Source organism: Flammeovirga kamogawensis, assembly GCF_018736065.1.
In the GTDB taxonomy this organism is placed as follows: domain Bacteria; phylum Bacteroidota; class Bacteroidia; order Cytophagales; family Flammeovirgaceae; genus Flammeovirga; species Flammeovirga kamogawensis.
Window position 1 is genome coordinate 1,664,940 of record NZ_CP076128.1, and the last position, 26,646, is coordinate 1,691,585.

At 32.4% G+C, this 26,646-nt stretch carries 20 protein-coding genes; 4 read left to right on the top strand and 16 right to left on the bottom strand.

Annotation, left to right across the window (positions count from 1 at the left end):
* Window positions 1-57: 57 nt before the first annotated feature.
* The 3 genes from KM029_RS06550 to KM029_RS06560 all read left to right on the top strand — a co-directional run bounded on the left by KM029_RS06550 (window position 58) and on the right by KM029_RS06560 (window position 6,862).
* Window positions 58-2,628 (top strand): PhoH family protein, encoded by a 2,571-nt coding sequence (locus KM029_RS06550; protein WP_144072506.1) that lies wholly within the window; start codon window positions 58-60, stop codon window positions 2,626-2,628.
* A 2-nt stretch (window positions 2,629-2,630) separates the two neighbouring features.
* Window positions 2,631-4,337, top strand: a complete 1,707-nt coding sequence (locus tag KM029_RS06555; protein ID WP_144072507.1) for a hypothetical protein — start codon at window positions 2,631-2,633, stop codon at window positions 4,335-4,337.
* Window positions 4,338-4,516: 179 nt separating this feature from the next.
* Window positions 4,517-6,862, top strand: a complete 2,346-nt coding sequence (locus KM029_RS06560) for a leucine-rich repeat protein (RefSeq protein WP_144072508.1) — start codon at window positions 4,517-4,519, stop codon at window positions 6,860-6,862.
* A gap of 85 nt (window positions 6,863-6,947) precedes the next feature.
* Here KM029_RS06560 and KM029_RS06565 read toward each other — a convergent pair whose 3' ends face one another.
* The 13 genes from KM029_RS06565 to KM029_RS06625 form a co-directional block, all read right to left on the bottom strand.
* The gene (locus tag KM029_RS06565) at window positions 6,948-7,445 is read right to left on the bottom strand and encodes an Lrp/AsnC ligand binding domain-containing protein (RefSeq protein WP_144075666.1); all 498 of its coding nucleotides are present in this window, start codon (window positions 7,443-7,445) and stop codon (window positions 6,948-6,950) included.
* A gap of 335 nt (window positions 7,446-7,780) precedes the next feature.
* Complete coding sequence (locus KM029_RS06570) at window positions 7,781-8,632, bottom strand: hypothetical protein (RefSeq protein WP_144072509.1); 852 nt, start codon at window positions 8,630-8,632, stop codon at window positions 7,781-7,783.
* 156 nt (window positions 8,633-8,788) lie between these two features.
* Window positions 8,789-9,421 (bottom strand): peroxiredoxin, encoded by a 633-nt coding sequence (locus KM029_RS06575; protein ID WP_144072510.1) that lies wholly within the window; start codon window positions 9,419-9,421, stop codon window positions 8,789-8,791.
* Between the two features lie 135 nt (window positions 9,422-9,556).
* Complete coding sequence (locus KM029_RS06580) at window positions 9,557-10,048, bottom strand: GNAT family N-acetyltransferase (RefSeq protein WP_144072511.1); 492 nt, start codon at window positions 10,046-10,048, stop codon at window positions 9,557-9,559.
* Window positions 10,049-10,182: 134 nt separating this feature from the next.
* Complete coding sequence (locus tag KM029_RS06585) at window positions 10,183-11,301, bottom strand: SusE domain-containing protein (protein WP_144072512.1); 1,119 nt, start codon at window positions 11,299-11,301, stop codon at window positions 10,183-10,185.
* A gap of 67 nt (window positions 11,302-11,368) precedes the next feature.
* Entirely contained in the window at window positions 11,369-12,967 is a 1,599-nt protein-coding gene (locus KM029_RS06590; RefSeq protein ID WP_144072513.1) for a RagB/SusD family nutrient uptake outer membrane protein, read from the bottom strand.
* Window positions 12,968-12,979: 12 nt separating this feature from the next.
* Entirely contained in the window at window positions 12,980-15,976 is a 2,997-nt protein-coding gene (locus KM029_RS06595; protein WP_240050279.1) for a SusC/RagA family TonB-linked outer membrane protein, read from the bottom strand.
* A 504-nt stretch (window positions 15,977-16,480) separates the two neighbouring features.
* Complete coding sequence (locus KM029_RS06600) at window positions 16,481-17,179, bottom strand: SDR family oxidoreductase (protein ID WP_144072514.1); 699 nt, start codon at window positions 17,177-17,179, stop codon at window positions 16,481-16,483.
* Window positions 17,176-17,799 (bottom strand): DsbA family protein, encoded by a 624-nt coding sequence (locus KM029_RS06605; protein WP_144072515.1) that lies wholly within the window; start codon window positions 17,797-17,799, stop codon window positions 17,176-17,178. Before KM029_RS06605 ends, KM029_RS06600 begins: the two co-directional genes overlap by 4 nt.
* Before the next feature lie 100 nt (window positions 17,800-17,899).
* On the bottom strand, window positions 17,900-21,124 hold the full coding sequence (locus KM029_RS06610; protein ID WP_144072516.1) for a T9SS type A sorting domain-containing protein: 3,225 nt from the start codon (window positions 21,122-21,124) through the stop codon (window positions 17,900-17,902).
* 46 nt (window positions 21,125-21,170) lie between these two features.
* Complete coding sequence (locus KM029_RS06615; protein ID WP_158630980.1) at window positions 21,171-22,061, bottom strand: S66 peptidase family protein; 891 nt, start codon at window positions 22,059-22,061, stop codon at window positions 21,171-21,173.
* A gap of 117 nt (window positions 22,062-22,178) precedes the next feature.
* Entirely contained in the window at window positions 22,179-22,973 is a 795-nt protein-coding gene (locus KM029_RS06620) for a thymidylate synthase (protein WP_144072518.1), read from the bottom strand.
* Between the two features lie 37 nt (window positions 22,974-23,010).
* Window positions 23,011-23,928, bottom strand: a complete 918-nt coding sequence (locus KM029_RS06625; RefSeq protein ID WP_144072519.1) for a hypothetical protein — start codon at window positions 23,926-23,928, stop codon at window positions 23,011-23,013.
* 213 nt (window positions 23,929-24,141) lie between these two features.
* Between KM029_RS06625 and KM029_RS06630 the strand changes: the two genes are divergently transcribed.
* A complete protein-coding gene (locus KM029_RS06630; protein WP_144072520.1) occupies window positions 24,142-24,507 on the top strand; it encodes a hypothetical protein in 366 nt (121 codons plus the stop codon).
* Window positions 24,508-24,679: 172 nt separating this feature from the next.
* On the opposite strand, the gene KM029_RS06635 is transcribed toward KM029_RS06630, so the two are convergent.
* The 3 genes from KM029_RS06635 to KM029_RS06645 all read right to left on the bottom strand — a co-directional run bounded on the left by KM029_RS06635 (window position 24,680) and on the right by KM029_RS06645 (window position 26,591).
* Window positions 24,680-25,294, bottom strand: coding sequence for an NAD(P)H-dependent oxidoreductase (locus KM029_RS06635; RefSeq protein WP_144072521.1), 615 nt, complete (start codon window positions 25,292-25,294; stop codon window positions 24,680-24,682).
* Window positions 25,295-25,372: 78 nt separating this feature from the next.
* Window positions 25,373-25,927, bottom strand: coding sequence for a Crp/Fnr family transcriptional regulator (locus KM029_RS06640; RefSeq protein ID WP_144072522.1), 555 nt, complete (start codon window positions 25,925-25,927; stop codon window positions 25,373-25,375).
* Window positions 25,928-26,186: 259 nt separating this feature from the next.
* Window positions 26,187-26,591, bottom strand: coding sequence for a DUF4267 domain-containing protein (locus KM029_RS06645; RefSeq protein WP_158630981.1), 405 nt, complete (start codon window positions 26,589-26,591; stop codon window positions 26,187-26,189).
* Window positions 26,592-26,646: the final 55 nt, after the last annotated feature.

The following is a 26,646-nucleotide window of genomic DNA, read 5'->3' on the forward strand; positions in this document are numbered from 1 at the left end:
AGCGTATATTTGACTATTTTTCATGATGAATTAGTATAAATATACAATTACTAAAAAATGAAAATTAAAGAATTAGATGAAATTTTTGATGATTATGATAGTTACAAGGCATTAGGAGAAGATAGTTACATAGTTGGTGCTCAGCACCCTCAGAATTTTAAGCAGCATAAAAAATTTATAATTCCATTATTTTATTTTGATGGCGAAGAATGGTTTAAATTAGACATTAATAAGTTAGGTGAGACTATATTTTTAGCAAGTGCACCATACACATTAACAACTGATTTTAAATTAGAAGAATTAATTAAAGTTAAAGGTGTACGTCCAAATAAACAATTAACGGATGATGACGCTTACAATAAAGAAAATTCTTTAACCAAACACATCACTCATGCTGATCGCTTAGGTGTATTATCTGAAGATCAACTATTAGAAATCTTTCCCGGTGAAATTGACCTTGAATTACATTTATTTCATCCAGACAAGCACTACTATGACATCATTAACGAAGTCTATGTAGCCCAAGAACGTAAGTTCTTTGCCCAAACTAAAGAAGGACTTATTTATGGACCTTTTGTTGGGGTAAAAACGAGTACCGAAGCTAAGACTGTTCGTCTTTCTGCAACAGGTGTTCGTAAAAGTGTTGAGGTATACGAATTACCAACAGACGCTTACCTTGAATTTAATATGCCTGAAGAAGGATTAAAGCGAAAGCTTGTTCGTTCTATACAAGATATTGAATACTATATTGTTGATACTGTTGATTTTATTAGTAGACAAGATCTATTTAAATGGGCAGAAGATCAGTTAAATAAAAAGCAATCTCTAGAAGTTGCTGATAAAGTTTGGAAAGCAATTTCTAAGGATAGTACAATTACTTCTTTTCATGAACGTTACCAACGTCTTGAAAAACTTTTTGCTAGACCTCAAGAAAATCTTCAATACTTACAACAGTTCGTTACTTCTTTGGCAGAAAATGATTTCTTCAAAGCAAGTTTAGATGGATTACAGAACGAGAAACTCGAATTAGACAACTCTATCGCTCAACAAAAGAGAGAAAGAGATCAAATTAAAAAAGAGACTGCTCGTTCATTAGAAGAAATTCAAGACCTTGAAGATGGCATAAATAATCTCCGTCAAAACGAGCAGAAGATTAGAGAAAGCCTTCAGAAAGAAAGAGAATCTGCCATCAATAAAGAAATTGAAGAAGGGTTATCCAAGCTTGAAAAAGTACGTGAAGAATTATCTGATAAAGCAGAAGCTATAGAATTAGCACACACATTTGATAACCTTGCAAGAATCAATGAAGAAATTGATAACGCAAGAAATGTGAAGCATAATTTAGATGTTTCTATTGATGCTTTAAAAGAAGAATTTATTCAAGTACAAGAAGATGCAGACAAATCTCTGAAGAATTTATTAAAAACAAAGATGCAATTCGATGTTTTTAATTCTGCGTCAACTGGGCAAAATAAGCTCCCTCAGCAAACCAATGATTTTGAGTTAAAAGATTACTCTATTGAGAATGAAACACAAATCAATTCTCTAAAAGATCTTTCTCAAAAAGTACATAAACGCTTAGGAAGGTTAGGACGAAATTACCCAGATCATTTTATTGCAAATGTTTTGATTGCTATGCATCAGAACTCACTTACATTATTATGGGGACCTCCAGGTTCTGGTAAAACATCGTTAGGTAGGTTCATGATTCAATCATTAGCAAGAGCAGAACGTTTCTCAGAAATTTCTGTAGCAAGAGGATGGTCTTCTCAAAAAGATATTATTGGATTTGCCAACCCATTATCTAAGCGTTTTCAAAGAGCAAATACAGATTTGTATGATCTCTTAAAGCAATTAGACGGTGAGTTTAAATCTACATCATACCACCAATCTCCTATGTCTTATTGCTTATTGGACGAGGCAAACCTCTCTCCTATTGAGCATTATTGGGCTGCATTCTACTCGAATACAGATACCAAAGCACAAATGGATAAAGGCTTAAAGATATCTTTAGGTAATAATGAATTCATTGAATATGCCAACAACTTACGTTTTCTTGGCACATTAAATTTGGATTCTACTACAGAGCAGATTTCTCCAAGATTATTAGACAGATCTCATATTGTAAGGTTAGACTTGCCAAAGAGAGATGTTCCTTTAATCAGTTCGGAAATCATTATGCCTGAACCTTATGAGATTCCTTTTGATAGTATTCGCGATCTATTTGATCTAAAAGATTTTAAGCAAGAGTTAGCTCCAGATCAGCTTGAGTTTATTGATACTGAACTTGAAGAACGATTTGAGCAAATTTCTGTAGAATTAAGAAATCTTGGTATTCAAATTAGTTTAAGAACTAGAAAAGCAGTTATTGAGTATTGTAATTTAGCACATAGTGCAATGAACGAACAATTCCGTCCATTGGATTACTGCTTAGCACAACGTGTATTTACTCGAATTAACTTGCAAGGAGCAGAAGCTCGTGAAGGTTTAAAAACGCTACTCGATATTGTCAAAGGGTTTAACCTAAAAGACTCTCATGCAGAGTGGACTTTACAAAAAATGCTAGATAGAGGTGCTAAAGAAGGATTTAATCATCATTTCTATAATTACTTCTCAATAGACGGATAACAATGGAGTTCAAGATTTTTCATATAAGAAAAGACAGCTCTCCACCTTACAATACAGAAAGAGAAGAGGTGCTCCCAATCGACGGTTTACACGTTGTTTTGGAGCATCATTTCTATGAGTTAGAATTCCATTATTTTGAACTCCCTTTAAATACAAAAGTTACAATAGATGGCGTAGAAGTAGAAAATTCTTTAATTCATAATTCAGAAAGAGATAGTAAAATAACCGTTGGTTTAGGTCAACACTTTTCTAATCAGTTAGGTGTAGCTACAGTCACATGTGGTGGAGAACCGTTCCAAGTGCGTATTGATGCTTCTAAACTAAGCTCTGAAGATGCAGAAGGAATGATTACTTATTTATACAAAAAAAATAAGTCGTTAATTCTAAAGCTATTTACTAGAGAAGAATCTGAAGAAGACAAGAAAAATAAACCTTCTACTTTATCCATGACCCGTTTAGGGCCTTTGGACAAGTTTATTAATGACATGGAAGATGTTCTTCCTGAGTTAGCACATAGTCCAAGATATTCTACTGTTCAGAAAAGGGAAATTCAAGATTTTGCTACTGCAGATATTGACAGTCAAAGTATTGATTGGTTAATTGAACACCTTGATGAACTTTATTTTGATGATTCACTTAAAGATCATCCAGATGCAATAGAAATCAATGGGCAATATACTGTCATAGATCGTATTGAAGCTCCCGTTGTTAAAATGGAGTATGCAACATACGAAAATGAATGTATTTTAGGGGGATTCTATTGGGCTAGAAAATTGTTAGATGATTTAATCACTCATATTCATTTAATAAACGAGTCTAAAAATTATTTTCAAGGAGATGGTAATGGTTACGCTACTTTCGAAGCCGCACAGGTTATCATCAATTCTCAGGCTATAGAAGATGTAAATGATATCAAGACAAGATTATATCGTCTTGAAAGAAAATACATGCAATTGTTTCCGAATACCAAACCCAATGTGCACCCTCCAAGGTTAACAAAACGATTTGGATCGGTTAATTTATATTCTAAGATTTTTCTAAGTCTATTACAGGTGTATAACCTAAAAATAGATACCAACGAAAATAGTTCTTCTCTAAAAACATCTTTCTTAGATCAAATTTATGAGCTTTATACCTACTATCAACTCTATGATGCATTGGTAGAGTGCTTTAAAGACTATAATGTAAAGATTGATGAAAGTGCATTAGAAGAAGGTGAATTTATACCGAAACGTGTTTCTATCCAACCAGTTAAAGGGCGTTGGCAAATGAATTTTCTTTACCAACCTCAAATTGGAAGAGAACCAACAGATACACACTTGGTGTTACACGGTAAACCTCATAGAGACAGTTTCTATTATACTCCCGATTTTGTTGTTGAGTATATGGATCCTCATCTTTCTTTACGATACGGTATTTTGGATGCAAAGTACAAGATGGCGAAAACGGTCTTAGAACAAGATCTAAAAGAATCTTCGTTTAAATACTATACTTGTGTTCGTGTAATAGGTGAAAGAAGAGATCATCAAAAACCAGATTTCCTATGGTTAATTTGCCCTAATGCTTGTTATGGCCGACCAGTATGGACAATGAACTATGATGATAATTTCTTACCAATGATTGGTATTGTTATGAACAATGCTGAAAGTAATGATCCTATTAAAAATTGCATCAAAAAGATGATGAGAGAATGGAACGTAGGCGTTTAAGTTAAAAACCGTCAGAAGATATCAAATCATTCATTCAATTGGACTTTCCCTTTGAATGAATGATTTTTTTTGTGATATACATCTCAAAATCAACTAAATGATGTTAATAGATGTTGTCAATATTGATATTATAGATAATCAACTTGTCAGCATACTATTATTAAAATCACAGAATTATTATGACCCATTCTTACTTTACATTACTCAAAAACTCATTCGTAATTTTCATTTTCTTAATTACGGCATCAGTAGTTTCCGCACAACAATACACACTTACAGATACAGACGTTGTAGTTGATTCATCTGGAACAATAACTTCTATTAGTTATAACACAACAACAAACACTAACATTGTCATCCCAGACAGATTAGACAATCAAATTGTAAAAAGAATCGGTGATAGGGTATTCAAAAATATAGGGTTAACTGCCGTTACTTTACCGAATACTTTACAGCGACTTGGATATGGTGCGTTCCAAGATAATTCGTTATCTTCTATTTCAATTCCAGCAAGGGTCACTTATATAGATAGTTATGCTTTTGATGGTAATTCATCACTTGCTTCTTTCAATTTACCTTCTCCAGGGGCTTTATATACATACAACTGGGTGGATGATTCATCAACTCCAAATAGTTTCACAAATGGACAAAGCGTTTCTAATTTTACAAAAGCATATAATGCTCAGCCAACTTTTAATGGAGTGAGAGTTTCAGGAGAAGTACGTGGAGCAGATGCCGTTACATTAACGGTAACTGGTGCTGTTTCACAAACACTAACGCTAAATCGCAATAGTAATTATGAAATAGAAGTAGCTAAAGGAAGTAGTCTAACTATTAATGCTTCAAAAAGTGGTATTACTTTTCTACCATCAGCAAATTACACGCTTACTAATCTTCAGACCAATTTATACAGACAAGATTTTTATATAAAATATACCTTAACCGACAGTGATGTTGTTGTTACAAATAACTCTATCACATCTATCAGTTACGACCTAAAAAACAAAGACATTGTACTACCAAGTACACTTGATGGCCAAACAGTTAAAGAAATTGCTTTAGGCGTTTTTAGTGGCAAAGATATCAAAACAATTGATTTGCCTACTACTTTAGAAGAGATTGGTTTAGCTACTTTTATGTATAATGAACTTCTAGAGGTCAATCTACCTAATTCAATCACTAACATTAGTGAAAATGCATTTAGACATAATAAGATAACTTCTTTCACTTTACCTTCTAGAAGTTCTTCTAACCCATTATATGAATACAAATGGGAAGATAACAGTAATAATTACCATCTAGGAGGAGCAGTAGTAACTGATGTAGCAACACAATATTATCAACGATTGGTATTTATTGGAGCAAGAATTGAAGGCCAAACAATTGGAGAAGATGCCTCACTTGCCTATAGTATTAATGGAATAGCTCAAACACCACTTTCAGTAAAATCTCATACTACTTTTAAAATTGAAGTAGCAAAAGGTGATGATGTAGTGATTACTCCTTCAAATAGTACTTGTACATTCACCCCATCTAATTACACTTATACTGGAATAACAGCAAGTAAGTCAGATCAAAATTTCACAGCACAACATAGCATTGTTTATACTGATAAATTTAATGTTACTAATACCAACAAGACAAAGGTTTCTTACGGTGCGTTCGTTCAATTACACGATCTTTCCAAAACAGGTTATGATTTTTATGGTTGGGTAACTAGCCCTAATTCACTTAGAAAAGATAGAGTTGGTTATAGTGAAGGTGAAACTATTAATTTAACTGCTGTATGGACCCCTATTGACTACACAATTAATTATTATTATGGTAAAGACAATAATAACAAAGACATTACAAATGTTGTAAACACGAATGTTTTTAGATATACGATTGAAGATCAAATAACATTGGCTAACCCTACAAGAGATCAATATGCATTTGATGGATGGTTTAAAGACCCTGCATATACCCAAGCATTTAACGGCACAATTGCTACAGGCACAACGGGGAATTTATCTTTATATGTTAAATGGAGACATACAGGTCAAACAACACAATATACCATTACTTATAAAGATACTAAAGGTGCTGACAATCCCAACCCTACTACTTACGAAAGTAACACTGAAGGTTTTAAATTAGAACGACTAGAAAAAGATGGTTTTTATTTTAATGGGTGGAAAAATGGTCCTGGTGAAAACGTTCTGTGGTATACCGAAATTTGGTCTACTGTAGGTGATATTACCCTATATGCTGATTGGAGTGTTGTTACTTCTATCAACAACCAAAATGAAGTAGATAATGAAATTCTTATCTTCCCTAACCCTTTCTTGGATGAAATTACCATTGATTTAACACACTACTCAAAAGAAGTAACTATAAGGGTAACCTCAATTGATAATAAATTAATAAAAAATATTAAGGCATTTGGAACTGCTAATATTTTGATTGATGGACCCGCTGGAATTTACATTGTTTCGGTTCTTTCAGAAGGAAAAATAAAATCATATAAAGTATCAAAAAGATAAAGGCATAAAAAAAACGAAGCATAAAAAATATGCTTCGTTTTTTATATAGTTGACTTTAAGTCTTTATATACATTCTTTGATCAATTTAGATTTCTTCGTCTGTGCCTGTCATTTCAGATTCATCAAAAGCTAGTGGTCTATTGAACTTCTCTTCTAAAGAGATAAATGTTTCTGTTCTTGAGATACCAGATATACTCTGTATTTTATCATGTAATACTTGGCGAAGGTGATTTGTATCTCTACAAGCAATTCTTACGAATATACTCCAATCTCCAGTTGTATAATGTAAATTCAGAATTTCAGGAATTTTTTCAAGCTCAGTACATACTTCTTCATACAGACTACTCTTTTCTAAATAGATGCCTAAGAACGATGTAATATCATATCCTAATTTTGAAAAATCGAGATCTAATGTTGAACCTTTTACGATCCCCATTTTCTCCATTTTTTTCATTCTAACATGAACCGTTCCGCCCGAAACAAATATTCTTTCAGCGATTTCCGTGTACGGAGTTTTCGCATCTTTCAATAATTCGGACAAAATTTTTATATCGACGTGATCAATCTCAGGTATTTTTTCCATAAGTTCGGCCATTTTATTAAATACACTTCATTATTTACCCAAATTTATTACAATTATTGAAATTCTTAATTAATAACTTTAAAAAGATTTCAAATTTTTGAAATATACACTAAATTTGTAATTCAAATACAGAAAAGCTATGTCGAAAAACTTCGGTTTAAGATGAAAAGGTGAAAATCCTTCATAGCTTTTAGCATGTGTTTATTTTATGTGTTGTTTATTGGTTAAGGTTAAAGGTATGCGAATTTTTTGTGTACCTTTTTCATTTTAAAAAAAATCGGTTCATCTAACATAATAGATGAACCGATTTTTTTTGAAAGATAAACTTTTGATTATTATTTCAATTCTTGAGAAGCTGGTATAAAACCTTTCTTTATTAACCATTTTTCTAGCTCACCTGGAAAAGTTTCACCATATTGTTCGTTAATATAATCAGAAGCTACTTGAATAATCTCTTGATCTTTTCCCTGAATATTTAAAGCCTTGATTAGCGTATCCATCTCTTTCCATAAATTTTTATCATTCACGTAACAGATATTTACTTTAGCCAATAAGTTAGATTGTTTTGAGATTACGTTGGTAGAATAAAACTCTACTTCAGATCCATTTTCTGGTACTTTGTAATCTTCAATTAGATACAATGCTTTTTTATCAAGCATCATCTCCCCATCATACACTTTTAATACCTTGTTGATTTTTGATGTACCATCAATACTATATTGATAGATATAACTAAAACCTCCTTTCTTTTTAAAAGCTTCTTTATCTAAATGAAGTGTAAAGGTATCTCCTAAAACAGCTCTCATATTCGAGCCGAAGAATTCTCCGATATCTTTTACATCTTTATTTTCGATAACGCCTATACGTCTGCTGCTTAAATTTTTGTTAGAAGCAACAGGCATAATTACATTTTCGAGTAATGCAATAAACTCCCCTCGTCTGTTATCTTTAGCTTTAGAGCCATCTAATAACATTCTCCCTTTTTCTGCACTTACTACTAGTGCCTTTGCATTTGCTGAAAAAAATGTAAGTTCTGTTTGTGGGGAAATCACATCACCTACTATTAAGTTCCTTTGTGAAGAAGTTTCTTTTATGTCTCCAGTTAAATGCAGTACGTAGTAATCTTGAGCAATTGCAAGTGTTGTCAATAGACAAGCCGCAATCGTTAATACTAATGACTTTCTCATAACATTGTTAGTTGTTTTACTTGCCGCAAATATACATTAGATATTAATGTTTTTTTACTTAACGTATAATTATATTAAATCCTTATATCAACAAGCATAAAAAAAGCCTCAATCTTACGATTGAGGCTAAATAGAGTAGAACTCTCTTTTATATTCTTAGTGATTAGACAAGTAATCTGCAACACCATCACGAGTGGCTTTCATTGCATCTTTACCTTCTTCCCAGTTTGCAGGACAAACTTCACCGTGCTTTTCAGTGAATTGAAGAGCATCTACCATACGTAATGTATCTTCGATGTTACGACCTAGTGGAAAATCGTTAACTACTTGATGTCTAACGTTACCAGCTTTGTCGATTAAGAATGTACCACGAAGTGCAATTGGAGCACCTTCGAAAGACCACTGACCGTTGTCTTCGTCAAAAGTATATTCACCACCTAATACACCGTAGTTCATTGCAATAGTTTTAGAAGCGTCAGCTACTAAAGGATAAGTTACACCTTCAATACCACCTTCTTTCTTTGGTGTCATTAACCAAGCTAAGTGTGTTTCTTCTGTATCTGTAGAAACACCAATTACTTGAACTCCTCTTTTTTCGAATTCAGGTAATTTTTCTTGAAATGCCAAGATTTCAGTTGGACATACGAAAGTAAAATCTTTTGGATAGAAGAAAAGTACTACTTCTTTCTTACCAATAAATTGCTCTAAAGAAAAGCTTTCTACTATCTCTTCTCCGTTGATTACTGCACCTGCAGTGAACAATGGTGCTGCCTTATTAACTAATGACATTGAATTAATTTTTTACGTTAAACAAAGTTTATTTTTGTTATCACAAAAGTAGTGTTTATTAGCTTAAAACCTATTTTTGTCACCTTTTTTTAATGATAATTATCAAGCTATAAACTTACCTCATTCACTTGTAATTTAGACACTCTTTACCAAAATATAATCGTCCATTACATAGCCCTTACCTATATCAGCAACAACATCATCAATTACTTTAAAATTCATCTTTTTATAAACCGCTATAGAATTCTCGTTGTATTTATTTACGGTAAGTCGTACTCCTTTTTTATTTCTATGTCTTGCTTGTTCCTCTACAAATTGTATTGCTTTTTTACCTATACTTTTTCCTCTATAATCAGCATCAACATACACTTTACTTAAGAATAAATTTTCTTCTTCATTTTTAAAACCAATATAACCAACACACACGTTGTTATACTTGAGTTCATAGTATTCTAATCCATCTTGTACTTGCAGCTTCATAGCTGTAAAAGATTGAAACTTCTCAAGCATGTAAGCTACTTGTTCTGCTCCAATGATTGGTGTGTAATGTGCTTTCCAAATTTTTTCGGCTAGTTGTTCAATTATTAAAAATTGTTGGTCTGTTGTGGCTCTTATAATCTCTATCATGTTATATCTTTTAGAATGATGAATATCGGCTGATGAGAATATTTTTCCAAATTGATATCTCTACATTATGTTTATTACACAAAAAAGCAGCCCTATTTCTAGAGCTGCTTATTTATTTCATTGATCAAAAGGGCTTATTCTACTGACAATGTCTTTGTTTCTATGTTTAAAGTAAATGTAGCTGTTGCTAAATCTGCTCCAGTATAATTAAAGTTTCCGCCTTTTTCTTCTAACTTAATTACACTTGCGGCTGATGAGATTTCACTAAAACCATAGTTTCCATAATCCCAAGAACCTAAAACATTTACGAATTTAAATTCTTCACCAGATTTTAATGGCCCAGTATAAACTAATACATTTTCATCTTCAGCAGTTGGTATAAATTCCATAATTGTCTCACCTGCATTATTCCAACCGTTTTCAGAACCTACTTTAAAGATACCGTACTTTCTTACTTGAAGCGTTTTCTTTTCAGGGTCAGTAGCATCAATTTCAAAATGATAATTTCGTGCTTCATCATTTAATACAATATTTGTACTCTCTCCTGCATCTTTTTGAATGTTTGATGAATGTCTACCTTCAAAAGCAGTATAATTCCACTCAGAACCCCAATCTCCTAAAAATTCTAGTACTTTAAATACTGCATTATTTTCACCATCTTTTTCGATATAGTGTACACCAGTAAACTTAATATCTGATGTTTTTTCTAAAGCAAATTCTGTCGATTCAGGATTCCAACCACTAAATGATCCTACTAAGAATACTTCAGTAGCCTGAGCAAATACAGCTGCTGCAAAACCAAAATGATTTGATGGTAAAGCCTGAATACCTTCTACAGGGGTTTCTAACTTCCCTGCAAAAGCTTTAACTCGAATATCAAAATCGGTAATATTACCTGGTGAGACCTCTAATTCATTTAATGCTTTATTTATCTCCTCATTCGTAATATTCGCAGTTAAATTAGTAGTTTCTAAAATTGTTGCAACGTTTGTACTATCTCCTTGCAAAGCTACTTGAACTGCATATTGTGTTGCAGCTGTAACTCCTAAATTTGCTTCAGACCAAGATACCGTTTCCCAATCTTCTGGAAGATTATCTTCAGTAAATATATACTCCGTTTTAGTGATTGGATCTTCTAAAATTGGTGAAATAGAATTACTTGGATGATATACTGTTTTCTCTTGTGTTTGACAAGACACTAAAATCAAAAAAGTAAAACTTAATATATTGATATATAGATTATTAAATCTCATAATTATAAAATTTTAATCGTATTACAACTTCAAAATTAAACTATAGTATAACTCTGAAGTTAAATTACTAATAATTAGGGTTTTGTTTAAGGTTTGGATTTGCTCCCACATCAGATGCTGGCAATGGGTATAATTCGTATCTAGAGTCAACATCTTTACCATCTACAACACCACCTTTATAAGACCACGGTGCTACATAAGTACCATTTGTATATTGACCAAAACGTCTTAAATCTGTACGCCTGTGCCCTTCCCAATACAATTCTCTCGCTCTTTCGGCCAATAAAAACTCTTCTGTAATTTGAGGAACTGCACCTGTTCTTCCAACTCTATCCCAAAGCTTCTTTACATTTAAATTTGATGCAGCACCAGACAATCTTAATTCAATTTCTGTTTGCATTAGTAAAGCATCAGCCAAACGGAATACTGGGAAGTTTGTATCTACAAAGTCTAAACGTGTAGCTCCAGAACCATCTGATTTCATGTTTTTGAATTTCTCAATTCCATATCCTTCAGTAAATTCTCTATAATCCGTCACCTCTCTTTTATTCCCTTTAAAGAACATTCCTCTAGGGTCTATCTGCTTCTCATTTCCATCTTCAAATTGTTCGTACAATGAAGGCATAGAGCGGTTACCACCCCATCCGCCACCAATACCAAACTTGGCAGCATCCATTTCTCCACCAACAGAAGCACAAACTAAGTAAGTTGTACCACCATATGTTTGTGTATAATTTCCATCAAAATTTATTGCAAAAATGATCTCATTATGTTGTAAGTAATTATCTGCTAAGAAGAGTGTTTCGTAAGCAGTGTAATCTTTTGTTGCATTTTCTATTAAAGAATAATTAGCGATTACTAAATCTGTATATTTTTTAGCTTCAGTTAATTTATCTTGGTTGATATATACTCCAGCATTTAAATACAATTTAGCAAGTAACATATAAGCTGCACCCTTATTTGCTTGTCCTACAAGGCCCGCATTTGCATCAACTAATTGCTCTTCTCCAGAAGTTTCAATAATTGCTAAAAGCTCTGCTTCTATATAATCAAACAATTCAGTACCGCCTAGTTCACCAGCAGGATTAGGTAAATCAGATCCAACTTTATCATTTTCTGTAACAAAAGGTACGATATTACCGAATAAATCAAGTGCATGCCAATAAGAGAATGCTCTTAAGAACCTAGCCTGAGCTCTATACGCTTTCACTTCTTCAAAAGGAGCATCATTCGTATCTCTTAAATACTGGTTACAAAGCGTTACTTGATAAATTACACGGTTATAAAGTGCTTCAATTAACGTATTGGTTGACACCCAGTTCATGAAACTCATTGATGGTTGACCAGGATCTGTCCATCCATTAATTGCTTCATCTGTAGGTAATTCTTGTGCTTCCCAAAGTCTTCTTAAATATTGAGATGCACCTTCATCAATACCACCTAAATCACCGTCACCTGCTGGGCCTTGCTGACCTGTTGTTGCATAACCTGCATACAGTTTTGATAAACCTTGTTGGTAACTTGCAAGATCAGTATATGTATTGTCTTTCGTTTTCTCTCTTGGATCAACTGGAACGGTGTCTAGTTGGTGAACACAAGAGGTAAGTGAAGTAGCTAAAACTAATATAGCTACCCAAATAGATGTTTTTATATTTTTAATATTCATTGTTGCTATGTTTTAGAAGTTCACATTTACACCTAACATAAATGTTGTAGGACGAGGATACATATTGTTATCAATACCTCCTTGAATTTCCGGATCTACTCCTTTGTAATTAGAAAATACACAAGGGTTGTTTACTGTACCAAAAACTCTTGCCGACATCTTTCCATCATTTAAGTTATTGAAGTTATAACCTACCATAATGTTGTCTATTCTAAAGAAGTTAGCATCCTGAACATAGTAATCTGATTTTAACTGGGCATTTTGGAAACCTGTATTGTAAATATCAGAAGTTACGTTGTTTGTATTTCCGTTGGCTGATGAATACAAGTTGTTATAATATGCATTGTTTGAGTCTACATTATTATATACTTGTCCGCCAAAGCTAGCACGACCAGCCATACTAAATTCCCAGTTTTTATACGATACTCTTGTAGTAAAACCTAAATATACATTTGCCATAGGGTCACCAGCGATGTACATATCTTTTTCGTCAATTACACCGTCACCATTTCTATCTACATAAGCCCCTTCAATTGGTTTTCCAGCTTCGTCATAAATTTGCTCATAAACTAAGAATGAGTATGGAGCATATCCTTCTTTATGAATTTGGATTGTTTCGCCTGTACCACCAGAGATACCACCAACTTTCACACCTTCATAGTTAGGATCGTCTACCATTGTTAGTTTCGTAATTTTTGAATCGTTATAAGTAAAGTTCACACCAAAATCCCAATGGAAATCTTTCTTTTGAATGATCTTAGTATTTACAGACAATTCAATACCCTTATTTTCCATAGAACCTACGTTAGTAAGTAACATGTTTGTAAGGTTAGATCCTGCAGGAACTGGAACCATATTTAATAAGTCGTTCGTTACTCTATAATATCCTTCAACTGCACCTGTAACCCTATCATTAAAGAAACCATAATCTAAACCGACGTTATAAGTAACTGTTTCTTCCCATTTAATATTCTCATCGTATCCTTCAGGACGAATTGTAGGAACATAAATGATCTGACCTGTGTTTGGATCGTAGTAAGAATATTGAGATTGTGCATCACCATAGGTATATCTTGCCATGTATGGGTAATCTCCCCCACCAATATTCTGTTGTCCTGTAATACCAACACCTGCTCTTAATTTAAGGTTAGATAATTTATCAAAACCTTGCATCCAAGGTTCTTCATTAATTTTCCAAGCTAAAGCTAAAGAAGGGAATGTACCCCATCTGTTATCAGGAGAGAAACGAGAAGTACCATCTTGACGTACAGTAACTGTAGCCATATACTTATCATTAAATGTGTAATTAAATCTACCAAAGAACGATACTAAATAATATTCAGTTGCCCAGATATTCTCTTTAGGATTTTCAACATTACCTTGAACGTTATTTTCATTACTTGTACCTTCAGAATAGAAGTGCTGCCAAGAATAACCGCCCATAACATCGAACCTAGATTTACCTATTTCTTTATTGTATTGTAAATAAACATCTAATAATTCATTACGTTTATTTTCTGTATAATCACTTACAAAACCACCAGTTGCTCCGTTATTAATATTCCAAGGTGTTTCTTCTCCTGCATAGATACCTCCATTAGAAGATGAGTAATCATAACCTGCATTTACTTTTACACTCAAATCTTCAAATCCATGAATTTTGTAATCTAATTGCATGTTACCAATACTTCTATTCACCTTAGCTTTATTACTTTCTTGTTCTAACATTGCCATTGGGTTAGAAGGTGCATTTACAGACGGAGCACCATTTTGTAACCATGTATGGTAGCCACCATAAGGAGCATAAGCAGGGTCGTTACTCTTTACAGGTTGTGTTGGATCGTATATAACAGCAGAACCCATTGCTCCAGTATTTGCAAATTGGTTATCTACAAACATACCTTTTATAGATGCATTTACTTTTAAATGATCGTCTAAAAATGTAGGTGATAAATTAAGATTTACAGTAGTACGTTCCATCTGAGATGTTTGCATAGTACCATTATCCAAGTTGTAACCAACAGTTGCTCTAAATGGTAAAACCCCTTTAATGTTACCAGAAACACCCACATTCTGATCTGTACTTACCGTTGTTCTTAATACCTCTTGTTGCCAATCTGTATTTGCATCACCTAATAAATGTTCACCAGGTCTGCCACTCATTAAATCTCTATACTGATCTGCCGTTAAAACATCTACTTGTTCGTTTGGCGTATTAACAGATACAGAACCAGAATAATTAACACTCAATTTTGAGCTACTATTTTCTCCTTTTTTCGTTGTAATAATTAATACACCATTTGATGCACGTGAACCATAAATTGCTGTAGCAGAAGCATCTTTCAATACAGTCATGCTCTCAATATCGTTCGGGTTAATGGCATTTAAAGGGTTACGCATACCTGCAACACCTTCTGAATCAACAGGGACACCATCAATTACAATCAATGGGTCATTCGATGCAGATAAAGACGATCCACCACGAATACGAATTGTAGATCCAGCACCTGGAGCACCACCTGAGTTAGTAATCTGAACACCCGCTACTTTACCTTGTAATAAACCTTGAGGTGATGTAATTGCACCTTGGTTAAATCCATCTGCAGTAACGGCTTCTACAGAACCTGTAGCATCTTTTTTGTTTACACTACCGTAACCAATTACCAGAACTTCTTCTAATTGTTCTGCATCAACTTCCATGTTAATATCAATGGTTGTTTCTGTTGTAAGCGTCACCTCTTTCTTTTGATAACCAATATAACTATACATCAAAATAGAAGCTTGATTATCAATAGTCAATTTATAATGACCATCAAAATCTGAAGTAGTACCTTGTGTGGTTCCTTTTACAACTACTGCAACTCCTGGTAATGGTGAGCCATTTTCATCAACAATAGTTCCTTTGATGGTTTTTTCTTGTGCGGAAACAATGTTACTCATCAAAGTAGAGAGTATAAAGATCCATGCACAAACAAACCATTTGTTTGTCTGAAGTAGATTTCTTTTCATAATAAATAATGATAATAAATTAGGTATTAGTCTAGACCCCTATATATTTAAAGGATCTAAATTCATTTCAATACTGCTATTGTTTATTTAAACTTGCGAAATTTTAAACTTAAAAAAATACAATACTATAACTGCTTATATTACAAGTGCAATGTTAACACTTATGCGTTAATTTTACACATTAATTTTTTGTAAAAAAAGAAGAAGTATTTAACAGAAATAATTAAACATATTTTTATAACACACAACACTACGCAATAGATAGCCGATTTTAAGTTAAATTTATTAAAGCAAACGGTTTCATTAAATCTTAATTTTATGATAAAAAGAAGTGTTACATTTAACAAATGAGCTTTTTTTTTGATAAAAAGATGAATGACTATTATCAGTATTTTCTACCAAAAAAATAGAATAAATAAAAAAAGCACTTAACAACCGGTTGCTAAATGCTTTTTCGTACAGAATACTATTTTTTTAAAAAAAGAGCACCTTAATTTTAATGTATTACGGATTTGTTGCCCAAACACTTAATTGAGGTACAAAAGCTCTTCTTTTTAAAGATAAATTTGAAATAATTACCTCTGCGATATCCTCTGCAGTTAATTTATTTTCATCCAATGGTATTTCACCACCTAGATTATTATTAAAAGTACCTGTAGTCCAACTAGGGTCTACATGATAAACTCTAATATTATCTTTTCTTAATTCTTTTACTAATGTCTGTGATAAATTTAATAATGCTGCTTTACTAGATGCATAAGCTGCACCATTCTCAAAACCATAACTTCCGCCTGTAGCTCCTATATTAACGATGTCTCCATAAGTTTGTGATTTAAAATACGGCAAACATAGCTGAACCAAACGTGCAGGTGCAATAACATTCACAGCATACATTAATTCAAAGTCAGTACGTTTTAATTCTTCAATACCCGCAACAATAACAAAACCAGCATTGTTTATTAATAAATCTACAGTTGAGAGTTTCTCAATAGCATAATTAAAATAGGTAAGGATCCCATCTTCCGTACTTAAATCTACAGTAATGCCTTTTGCAGATGTTTGCTGAATCACTTTTTCAACTTTATCAGCTTCTTTTCCACAAAAAACTACTTCAGCTCCAAGGTCAGTTAACTGTTTTAAAAGTTCTAACCCGATACCTGAACTCCCTCCTGTTAGCATTACTTTTTTACCTGTCCATATCATACAGTAAAACCGTAAATTTTATCTACCATTAGATCACCATCAAAATACCCTGCAGCCAACTCTTCTGCTTCACCATTGCCCTTATCTATTAATAAAGAAGGAAAACCATTTGCTAAATGCCTTGCCTGATTTATTTCTGCAATTGTATCACTTTGATCTTCATCCGAGCCCCAACCATCCATAAATGTTTTTGTATCTATTTCTAAATTTTGCAAAACAGTTAAATATGTTTTAAAATCATCAAAACGCTGACCAAAATAAAACTGTGCTCTTTGTAATTCTGATATAAAATCTAACAGCTTTTCTGGAGCATTCTTTTTCACCCAAGTAATCGCTAGTGCTGGTTCAAAACTAGAAAAAGTATACGTTTCATCTTTTGATAATTCATAAAACTCAGTACTAACAAGTGCTCCTGTTTTCTCTTCCATAACTGGCGAATGCTGTTTCATAAAATGGTTTGTTTCTTCACCACCTTTAGGCGCTTGATCACCAATCCACATTCCGCCTACTAAAATTTCAAAGTCTATTTCACCTTTGTATGCATCATATACTTTTTGAATATTCTTGCTATTTCCGTAGCACCACCCACACTGAGGGTCCATTACATATATTAATTTCATCTTTTTCTAATTTGATTGATCTTGGCAAAGATTGATAAAAATTACCCATAAAAAAATAGTCCGAGTAAATACAAGGACTATTTTCCCTTTACTAACTATTTTATCTAATAATTATTTTCTGATTATGAATCATTTTATTACCTGCAAAAACCTCTATAATATAGACTCCCGGAGGTACTGATGACACATTAAATTCCATATTATCAAAATCTTCCTTTCCCTCTAATACATATTGTAAACCATCCGTAGCATGAATAAGACGAACGGTCATTTCCCCATCTTCTTCATTCAGATTCTGTACCTCTACATTTAGTTTTGTATCTGCAGGAATCGGGAAAATATTCACATTGTATGCACTATTACCTTCCTGATGAACTATCCTAACCCATTCTTCTGATTTACCATCAAAATCAAATTCTACTAGCTTATAATAAATCATAGATTCATTTGGGACATTTTCATCAGTAAAGGCATATACTTCTTCTTTATTAGAATTACCCGCTGCTTGAATTTCCTCTGAAATTGTTGAATAATTCTTACCATCAACTGAACGTTGAATTATAAAGTGAGATGTATTTACTTCTTGCTCGTCAATCCAATCAAGATCAACATAACCATCATCTATTGTTGCTGTAAAAGTAGAAAGTGTTATAGGCAAATTTGTCACATCATCAATCCAATTAGAAGTAACTTCTGACCTTAAATTTATTACACTAGTAGAGGGTTCATCTGATAAAGGAACATCTTGAATAGCAACTAATTTATATTGAATAAAAGTTCCAGGTTTAACCTTTTTACTTACTCTATCATCTTTAAATGTTAAAGTATAAGTATCTCCATTTTTTTTAAGCTGACTTTTAATGATCGTTTTAATATCCTCTATAACATATGTTTGAGCATCACTTTTATTTGTAGCTATTATTCTTTTTAAAACATATGTATCTCCAAATTCACGTTCCTTGATAGTAATATCAATATCTACAGATTTATCTGATTTAATAATTTGAGCAGATAATGCAGTCTTCAATATGCCTGTAGTTTTAATAATATCAGCATCTAGTTTCCTTAAATCACTATCTCTACAATTTGGTTGAGAAGTATTTTTAAATACCTTCGGGAATTTCTTTTTATTTAAAAAGTAGCTTTCTATTGCTATTGCAATACTATCAATACGGTTATAGTTATTAGCATAATCCCTTCTAGTTAAAGGTATCTTTGATTTAAACTGAAAAGAGTAAAGTTGTTTTTCTTTCCATGCATAACTACCATTCTGTAAATCATGTGTATATGCTTTACCTAATATTGCTACTTTACCTTCTAATGCAGATGGATGTCCAATAATTGTTGGAACCATCTCTTCATACCCTTTAAAGTCTCCTCCAACACCAATAAATCCGGAGTTCATTAAAGTTATAATCTGACGGCCACCGTAAACATTTAAGTCTTCTAAAATAATACTACCTGAAACTAATAAATTTCCTTCATTAATAACTTCGCTATTACCTGTAACATACAAATCTCCACAAACCATTAAAGTCTCACCTTTCCTTATTTTAAGAATTTCATGAGAGGATGAACTTACTGACCCCCATCTAAACCCTCCTATTTTCTGATATAATTTACCTTGATGATTGTATTGCGGAATCACCTGAGTTAGCATATCTAACGTAAAACTATTTGTTGTTCTATTTAATTTTAAGATTGACGTTATTTTTGATAATCCATTACTACATACATTACCTCGTGGAACTGTATGATTAAACATATCTATACAATTAAATAGTAATGTTGTTTTTACAGGGTATAAATTTTGTTTAAATACTTCACTCAATGATTTAATAGGTAGAAATTCACTTTTACCTGATCTAGCAGTGTAAGTTTCCGCAAATACTCCTTCTTTATTCATAAAAGAACCTTTTGCATTTATAAAAGTACCACCTGTAACTAAAGCACCTCCACTACTTAAAGAGTAACCACTTGGTATATTTCCAGAAAACTGATCTTCATAATCTTGACCTACGAGAATTATACCGTTATTTTTATGATAGTATGGAGGGACGCCACTCTCTTTTTCCATTTTTAAATTTTCGGTAACAATAAGTCCTCCTAATGGTTTTATATCAATTTTAAAAGATGAATCAAGGCCTTTTAAACTACCACAAATAATAATCAATTCATTATTATAAATATTAAATGATGTGATTGAATGTATTGGTTTAATAGTAATATTTCCAGCAAATACTGAAGGTGCCTCAAAAATAGTATATACATCAAAATCTTGACCCGTTGTATTTTGTAGTTTCTTTTTTGTTACTTCATGGCCTGCAAACAATCGTTTTATATATGCCAACCGTGGTTCAGAGGGGCCCTTTAAATACATAATATCTTGTGTACCATTACTCCTTTCTGCAATCAACTTGTAATACTTCTGGCTGTATTGAGTATTTGCATCAACATAAATAAATAAACCTGTACTTGTACTACTAGGTTTATTTCCTTTTTGGGTATACACCTCCTCATAATTAATTTTATTTAAAGATGTTTCTATATAAAAATTGGTAATCTGCGCTTTAATAGAATTAGAAGGCTTCCAAGATAAAGTTGTGTTGCCTGTTTTCTGATCATATGAATAATTAAAATTGTAAAGTTGATTTTTTAATAAATTACTTTGACTTCCAAAATCAACTGTATTACTCTCTATATTCTCTAAATCATTTTCAATTTGTATTATTTTTTGATTATCAACACTTAAACATCCTTTTGCTTTTAAATATTCAAAATGATGAATTATATGATTTACATAAACAACGTCTGTAGCACTTTGCCCATCTGATAAAATTGACAGATGCCCCACATTACTCTTAGATACGCTTGATGCCCATGTTCTACCAGAAGCTACCATTCCGTTAATATCAATGTTACCATGTACAATCAAATTCCCTGAATGTATCTTTCTTGATGTTACCGTCTCTGGGTCTGATTCTAAAAAGTCACCTCCTACTATTATATTTCCAGAGTTTTCAAACTTATTCAATCCACCAATAGTAAACCCTTTCAATATAATATCTCCTGAAGTAATAATACTTCCTGCATTAGAAAGTACACTCATCTTATCTAGAATTAAATCTCCACAAATTATTAAAACCTCTCCAGAAGCAACATTAAGACGGTCTGTTCCAAATGTTAAAGATTGATTAGTTTCATAGATCCCATCTGTAAGTGTAACTTTCCCAGCAGATTCTAAATCATTCAAATAAACTTCTTTAGCATTTAGTCTTGTGAAAACAGTAGTAATAAAGATAAATAGTAAAAGATATTTCTTCATTGTTAGGTTATTTTGGGGTTATAATGAATTGAAATAAAATGATTGGTTATTGAAGGTATTGAATTTCAGCTTCTGTATTATTACACTCAATTTTATATATACCACCTAAAATTATTGGGGTATTTGGAGCTTCGTGTCCACATGTAACATTTGTAATTACAGGTACATTCACCTTTTCTTTTATTATTTGTTTAATTGATAGTGGAAATAAAGGAGCCTCCTCTTCTGGAATCATAGAAAACTGTCCCATAATAATGGCTTTCACATATTTAAGGTCACCACTTCTTTTTAACCTTGTCATCATACGGTCTATCTGATAAGGCTTCTCTCCTACTTCTTCTATAAGTAATATTTTCCCTTCAATTTCTAGTTCTGAATACGTTCCTATTTGGTCAGCAATCATACATAAATTACCACCAACAATTTCACCTTCTATCACTTGATTACTAAAAGACTCATTTACTTTACCATGTAAAATAGGTACTTCATCTTTAAATAATAATTTACGTAACTGTTCTACACTTTCAGAAAGCTCTTTCCGTGCAAATTGTGCAACCATTGGTGCATGGATCGACTTATAACCTAAGTTATTTAAACAATTATGAAGTGCTGTAACATCAGAAAAGCCAATTAACCATTTTGGATTATCTATAAATCTAGCCCAATCTAAACGGTCTATAACTCTTGTTAACCCATATCCTCCTCTCGCCATAAAAATGGCTTTAATATCGGGGTTATCAAGTTCTTTTTGTAAACGACTAATTCTTCTGCTGTCGTGTCCTGCTAAATTACCCCATTCTGCTGCCCATTCTTGATCATCATCAACTACTAAGCCCCAAGAACGGAGAACTTCTATACCCTGTAAAACTGCTTCTATATTTACTTTACCAGAACCTGCAACTACTGCTACTCTATCTCCTCTTTGTAATGTCTCCATTGTTTGATACATTTTGTACTAATATAATTTCAGAAGATATTGATTAATAAAAAAGCCGAACTCTGTTTAAATTGAGTTCGGCTTCGAAATATTATAATCTGTCTTGCAAATAAGCACTTAAACAGAAACTTCTGCTTTAATATGTGGATGTGGATCGTAATCTGTTAATTTAAAATCCTCACCTGTAAAGCTAAAAATATCTTTAACATCAGGGTTTATTTGCATTTTTGGTAAGCTCCTAAAATCTCTAGTAAGCTGTAATCTTGCTTGGTCTAAATGATTATTGTATAAATGAGCGTCACCAAGTGTATGCACAAAATCTCCTGGTTCTAAATCGCAAACTTGTGCAATCATTAATGTAAGCAACGCATAAGAAGCTATATTAAATGGTACTCCTAAAAATACATCTGCACTTCTTTGGTATAACTGACAAGATAATTTACCGTCTGCTACATAAAACTGAAATAAAGCATGACAAGGCATTAACGCCATTTTTGGTAATTCTGCAACATTCCAAGCCGAAATTACTAGACGTCTTGAGTTTGGGTTTGTCTTAATTTCATTAATTAACCACTCAATCTGATCTACAGCTTGTCCGTCTGCTCCTTCCCAAGAACGCCATTGTTTACCATAAACAGGACCTAACTCTCCGTTTTCGTCTGCCCATTCGTTCCAAATACGCACTCCATTTTCTTGTAAGTAAGCAACGTTTGTCTCTCCTTTCAAAAACCACAGTAATTCATGAATAATTGAACGAAGATGAAGCTTTTTTGTCGTTAAAACCGGAAAGCCTTCGGATAAATCAAAGCGCATTTGATGTCCAAATACAGAGCGTGTTCCTGTACCTGTTCTATCTCCTTTTACGGCGCCTTCGTCTAATATTCTTTTAAGTAATTCGTGGTATTGTTTCATGTCCTTTGTCTATAAAAAATCTAATTACAAAAGTGCGTTATTTCCTTTCGACTACCAAATTTTTTCCTTCATCAAAATAATAATCTCCACGTCTAGCACCACCAATGTAAGTATAATGTAAAGAAGCATCGTCAAATTTCTGTTTTCCTCTAAAAACGGCACTTCCTAAAGAGGTCATTTCAAATATTCCCTCTTCATTTTCTTTTATTAATAGAGGCTGAATAGATTTTATGATATTCTCGTACTGCATATCCCCGTATCCTTCCCAAGTTTGCCTTCTCAGCATTGCGCCAACTAATTGATGCTTTGTTAGGTTCGACTCATTTATAAATTTAAGTAACCTACGTTCTAATTTATTTATTCCAGAACGCTCACTCGGAAACCTTTCTAAATGTGCTCTCATAGCAGCTTCTAAAAAAATAAAGGGTTTTGTATGCTGATGTATATACGGAATAAGGTCGTTTACATCTTCTGATAAATACTTTTTCCAAAAGAGGAGTGCATACTTCAAATCTTTACTTTCTAAAGCTATTCTATCGTTGTAAAGTTTTTGATACTCTTCTGGTAAATATTCTCCTAAACCTTTGTTTGAAGATGTAATAATTATTGACACTTTATCAGTAAGTGATTCAATAGTGGCTATGTAAGCTAAAACTGACATCATATTAATCTGACAAAAAAGATCATATTCAAACCATAAGACCACTTCATGAGCATCTTTTATCTCTGTAATTTTCAGTAATTCTGATGTAGACAGTTTATCATACTCTGCAGGAGAAATTGTATAATTATAAGAGAAATAATGCCTTCTACTCGTAAAAAATGCATCTGACAACAATTTGCCCCTGCAATCTCCTTCAACAAGCATTTCTCTAAAAATAATTGGTTCTGCACTAAAGTTATTTTGTTTCCATAAAATATAACTACTATCTCCATTAAGTATATGATAATCCATAGATCAAATTGCATTTACATTCATTTATTTGTATTAAAATAGCTAAAATTTTAAACATATATTAATAATATATCACATATAATGAATTTTGAATTAAAAAAACGTGCTTTTTTAATATTTTTTCGATATAATGCATATCATAATTAAATATGATGAATATCATTTTTTTGTGTGCAAATACTGCAGGTAACATATAACTTTACATTGACTATCATGAGAGCATTATCTAAAAAAGAACAAGACATTATTTCCATCATCAAATCCAGCTTAAGAGAATCTTTAAAATTTGGATTTATTGCTGATTATATGAGTCTTATTTTACCGGAGCATAAAATTTATGCTGAAAAAGCATTGAATAAATTGTGTCCACACTCGGGAGCTCAAAAAGAGAATCTTGACTCCGACGACATTCAAGTGATAAGGAAACTTATGGAACTTATTTCTGAACCTGACACTCCTTTTGTGAATATTATTCACCCTTACCACAGGAAGTTAGCTTTGGATTACAAAATGAGTTGGTTATATAATTTAGCACATATTGGAACTCCAATGGTAAATGTGCCAAGTTATTTAAAATAACAAAAAACGCTATAGTTAGAAAGGGTACTGTCATTACAAAAATGATAGTACCCTTTTTAAATATTTCAGTCCAAACTAAATGTTAGTTTTTGACATTTAAATATCCATGTTTTGATAATGAGAAAAATTAGTATTGATTACAGAGTACATATAAATCTTTACTTTTTTGTAATTATAAATTCTTCTTAGCAAACTTTCTTTTAATATCTACTAGCCATGTTTTACGCTTTTCATCAGATGCCGATTTTACCATGTTAAGGTTTATCCACTTACGGTTTTTGTAACCCATTTTCCAAAATGTTCCTAGTAGCATTGCCTTCTTAATTGCATTTCCAAAAAGAATACGATAAAGAAGCTTCGGGGTATTCATTGTGGTAATCATGGTAACACCACTAAGGTTTAACTTTTTCATCATTCTATTGCCTTTGGGGTTAAAGTCATAAGCAATTCCTGGGAAAATTAATTTATCGATAAATCCTTTAGTCAACGCAGGCATTAATTCCCACCAAATTGGAAATATAAAAATTAAATGCTCGGCGTTTTCTAATCTATTTTTATAATCTTTTACTTGTGGATCAAGTAATTTATACGATTCTTCTGGATTTCTTGAGCCTGTAACAAAGGCCTTTAAATCTTTTGCTCGCATTACAGGGTCAAACTCATCATTATCTAAATGAATAAGGTCTACTTCATGATTAGCCTCTTTCAGTCCTTCGGTTACTGCTTCTAATATCGCGTTGCAATAACTCTTCTCATAAGGGTGATTAAATACTATTACTACTTTCATTATGGTACTGTTTAAAAATTACAGTACAAAAGACCGAAATCAATACTAAATCAACGATAACAATTGATAAGAAATGATTTATCTCCTATTTCGTATTCTACTTAATGACACAGATGTAATACCTAGATAAGAAGCTATATAGTGCTGAGGAACTCTTGTTATTATTTCTGGGTAATTTTCCAGCAAATCATTATACCGTTCTTGTGGACTGTCTTTAATTCTAGAAAGAAATAATTGAGTGTAATTCCCAAATCTTCGGAAAATCAGTTTTTGAAATAAATCCTGTAACTCTGGAAGAATAGCGAGTATTTCATCAAAATCTTTTTTATTGATGGTGTATAATACTGATGCTTCAATACTTTCAATTGAAAATATGCTTGGTGTATTATTCACAAAACTATCTAATGATGCAACTCCCTGCCCTTCAAAAAAGAACTGAAAGGTGATGTCCTTTCCTTCCTTATTGAACCATTGACGTAAGCAACCTTTTTTTATGAAAAATATTTTTGATGGAATTTCTCCATCATTCAATACTACTTCTCTAGCAGGAATTTCAATTTCAGTAAAAGCATTTTGAAAATGCTCCCAATTCTTTGGGTCTTTTTTAATAATAGCAGTTAATTGTTCAAACATAATCTGAATTCTTGATTATTTATTATTCCTATCTAATATAATTAAATTACAAATACTTACACTACTATAAAAAAGGGCATCTAACATCAAAATATTTGACATTGTGCCCTACTGAAGTTTCTTCTTTCTTAATGGGGTTTTCCGTTTGTATTAAAAAAATGTGTATAAAAAATACCCTTCATTTATTGATCGGAATAATTAAAAAATGAAGAGCATAAACAACTCAATGAGTTTTTGCGATTACTTTCCGTCTAATCAATTATTGATTGTTTTTTCGCATTCCGGAATACCTAGTCCAAGCAGCCATTACCAACATAAATATTACAAAGGTAAAATGCTTTATTGCCATTCCTGAAAAACTTGAATTTGAAGTTACAAGGTAACAATCCATTGCTGCCATTATTGCCATGGCAATGAATACTGTTATCATTGAGAAGCGAAGCCCTGTGATTGCAAAAAATATTCCCATAGAGCTAAGTACTATGTTACGAGCACCAACAACACTCAAATAACTAAGTCCTTCATCATGTGTTAGGGGTATGCCAAATGTAATATCTATACCTGCAGGTGATATTAATTCTTTTACACCTATGTAGAAATAAGGTAAAAATAGAATAGTGGAGATAATTCTTGTTACGAGTGAAGCTTGGGGTAAACTTTTCATTTTCATGTTATTTAAATTTTGAGAATCGATTTTTTGGAGCATTTATTTTTTTATT

Excerpts from the sequence above, each read along its gene's own strand:
- KM029_RS06550 (WP_144072506.1), top strand. The coding sequence starts at position 58 with ATGAAAATTAAAGAATTAGATGAAATTTTTGATGATTATGATAGTTAC.
- KM029_RS06555 (WP_144072507.1), top strand. The coding sequence starts at position 2,631 with ATGGAGTTCAAGATTTTTCATATAAGAAAAGACAGCTCTCCACCTTAC.
- KM029_RS06560 (WP_144072508.1), top strand. The coding sequence starts at position 4,517 with ATGACCCATTCTTACTTTACATTACTCAAAAACTCATTCGTAATTTTC.
- KM029_RS06565 (WP_144075666.1), bottom strand. The coding sequence starts at position 7,445 with ATGGAAAAAATACCTGAGATTGATCACGTCGATATAAAAATTTTGTCC.
- KM029_RS06570 (WP_144072509.1), bottom strand. The coding sequence starts at position 8,632 with ATGAGAAAGTCATTAGTATTAACGATTGCGGCTTGTCTATTGACAACA.
- KM029_RS06575 (WP_144072510.1), bottom strand. The coding sequence starts at position 9,421 with ATGTCATTAGTTAATAAGGCAGCACCATTGTTCACTGCAGGTGCAGTA.
- KM029_RS06580 (WP_144072511.1), bottom strand. The coding sequence starts at position 10,048 with ATGATAGAGATTATAAGAGCCACAACAGACCAACAATTTTTAATAATT.
- KM029_RS06585 (WP_144072512.1), bottom strand. The coding sequence starts at position 11,301 with ATGAGATTTAATAATCTATATATCAATATATTAAGTTTTACTTTTTTG.
- KM029_RS06590 (WP_144072513.1), bottom strand. The coding sequence starts at position 12,967 with ATGAATATTAAAAATATAAAAACATCTATTTGGGTAGCTATATTAGTT.
- KM029_RS06595 (WP_240050279.1), bottom strand. The coding sequence starts at position 15,976 with ATGAAAAGAAATCTACTTCAGACAAACAAATGGTTTGTTTGTGCATGG.
- KM029_RS06600 (WP_144072514.1), bottom strand. The coding sequence starts at position 17,179 with ATGATATGGACAGGTAAAAAAGTAATGCTAACAGGAGGGAGTTCAGGT.
- KM029_RS06605 (WP_144072515.1), bottom strand. The coding sequence starts at position 17,799 with ATGAAATTAATATATGTAATGGACCCTCAGTGTGGGTGGTGCTACGGA.
- KM029_RS06610 (WP_144072516.1), bottom strand. The coding sequence starts at position 21,124 with ATGAAGAAATATCTTTTACTATTTATCTTTATTACTACTGTTTTCACA.
- KM029_RS06615 (WP_158630980.1), bottom strand. The coding sequence starts at position 22,061 with ATGGAGACATTACAAAGAGGAGATAGAGTAGCAGTAGTTGCAGGTTCT.
- KM029_RS06620 (WP_144072518.1), bottom strand. The coding sequence starts at position 22,973 with ATGAAACAATACCACGAATTACTTAAAAGAATATTAGACGAAGGCGCC.
- KM029_RS06625 (WP_144072519.1), bottom strand. The coding sequence starts at position 23,928 with ATGGATTATCATATACTTAATGGAGATAGTAGTTATATTTTATGGAAA.
- KM029_RS06630 (WP_144072520.1), top strand. The coding sequence starts at position 24,142 with ATGAGAGCATTATCTAAAAAAGAACAAGACATTATTTCCATCATCAAA.
- KM029_RS06635 (WP_144072521.1), bottom strand. The coding sequence starts at position 25,294 with ATGAAAGTAGTAATAGTATTTAATCACCCTTATGAGAAGAGTTATTGC.
- KM029_RS06640 (WP_144072522.1), bottom strand. The coding sequence starts at position 25,927 with ATGTTTGAACAATTAACTGCTATTATTAAAAAAGACCCAAAGAATTGG.
- KM029_RS06645 (WP_158630981.1), bottom strand. The coding sequence starts at position 26,591 with ATGAAAAGTTTACCCCAAGCTTCACTCGTAACAAGAATTATCTCCACT.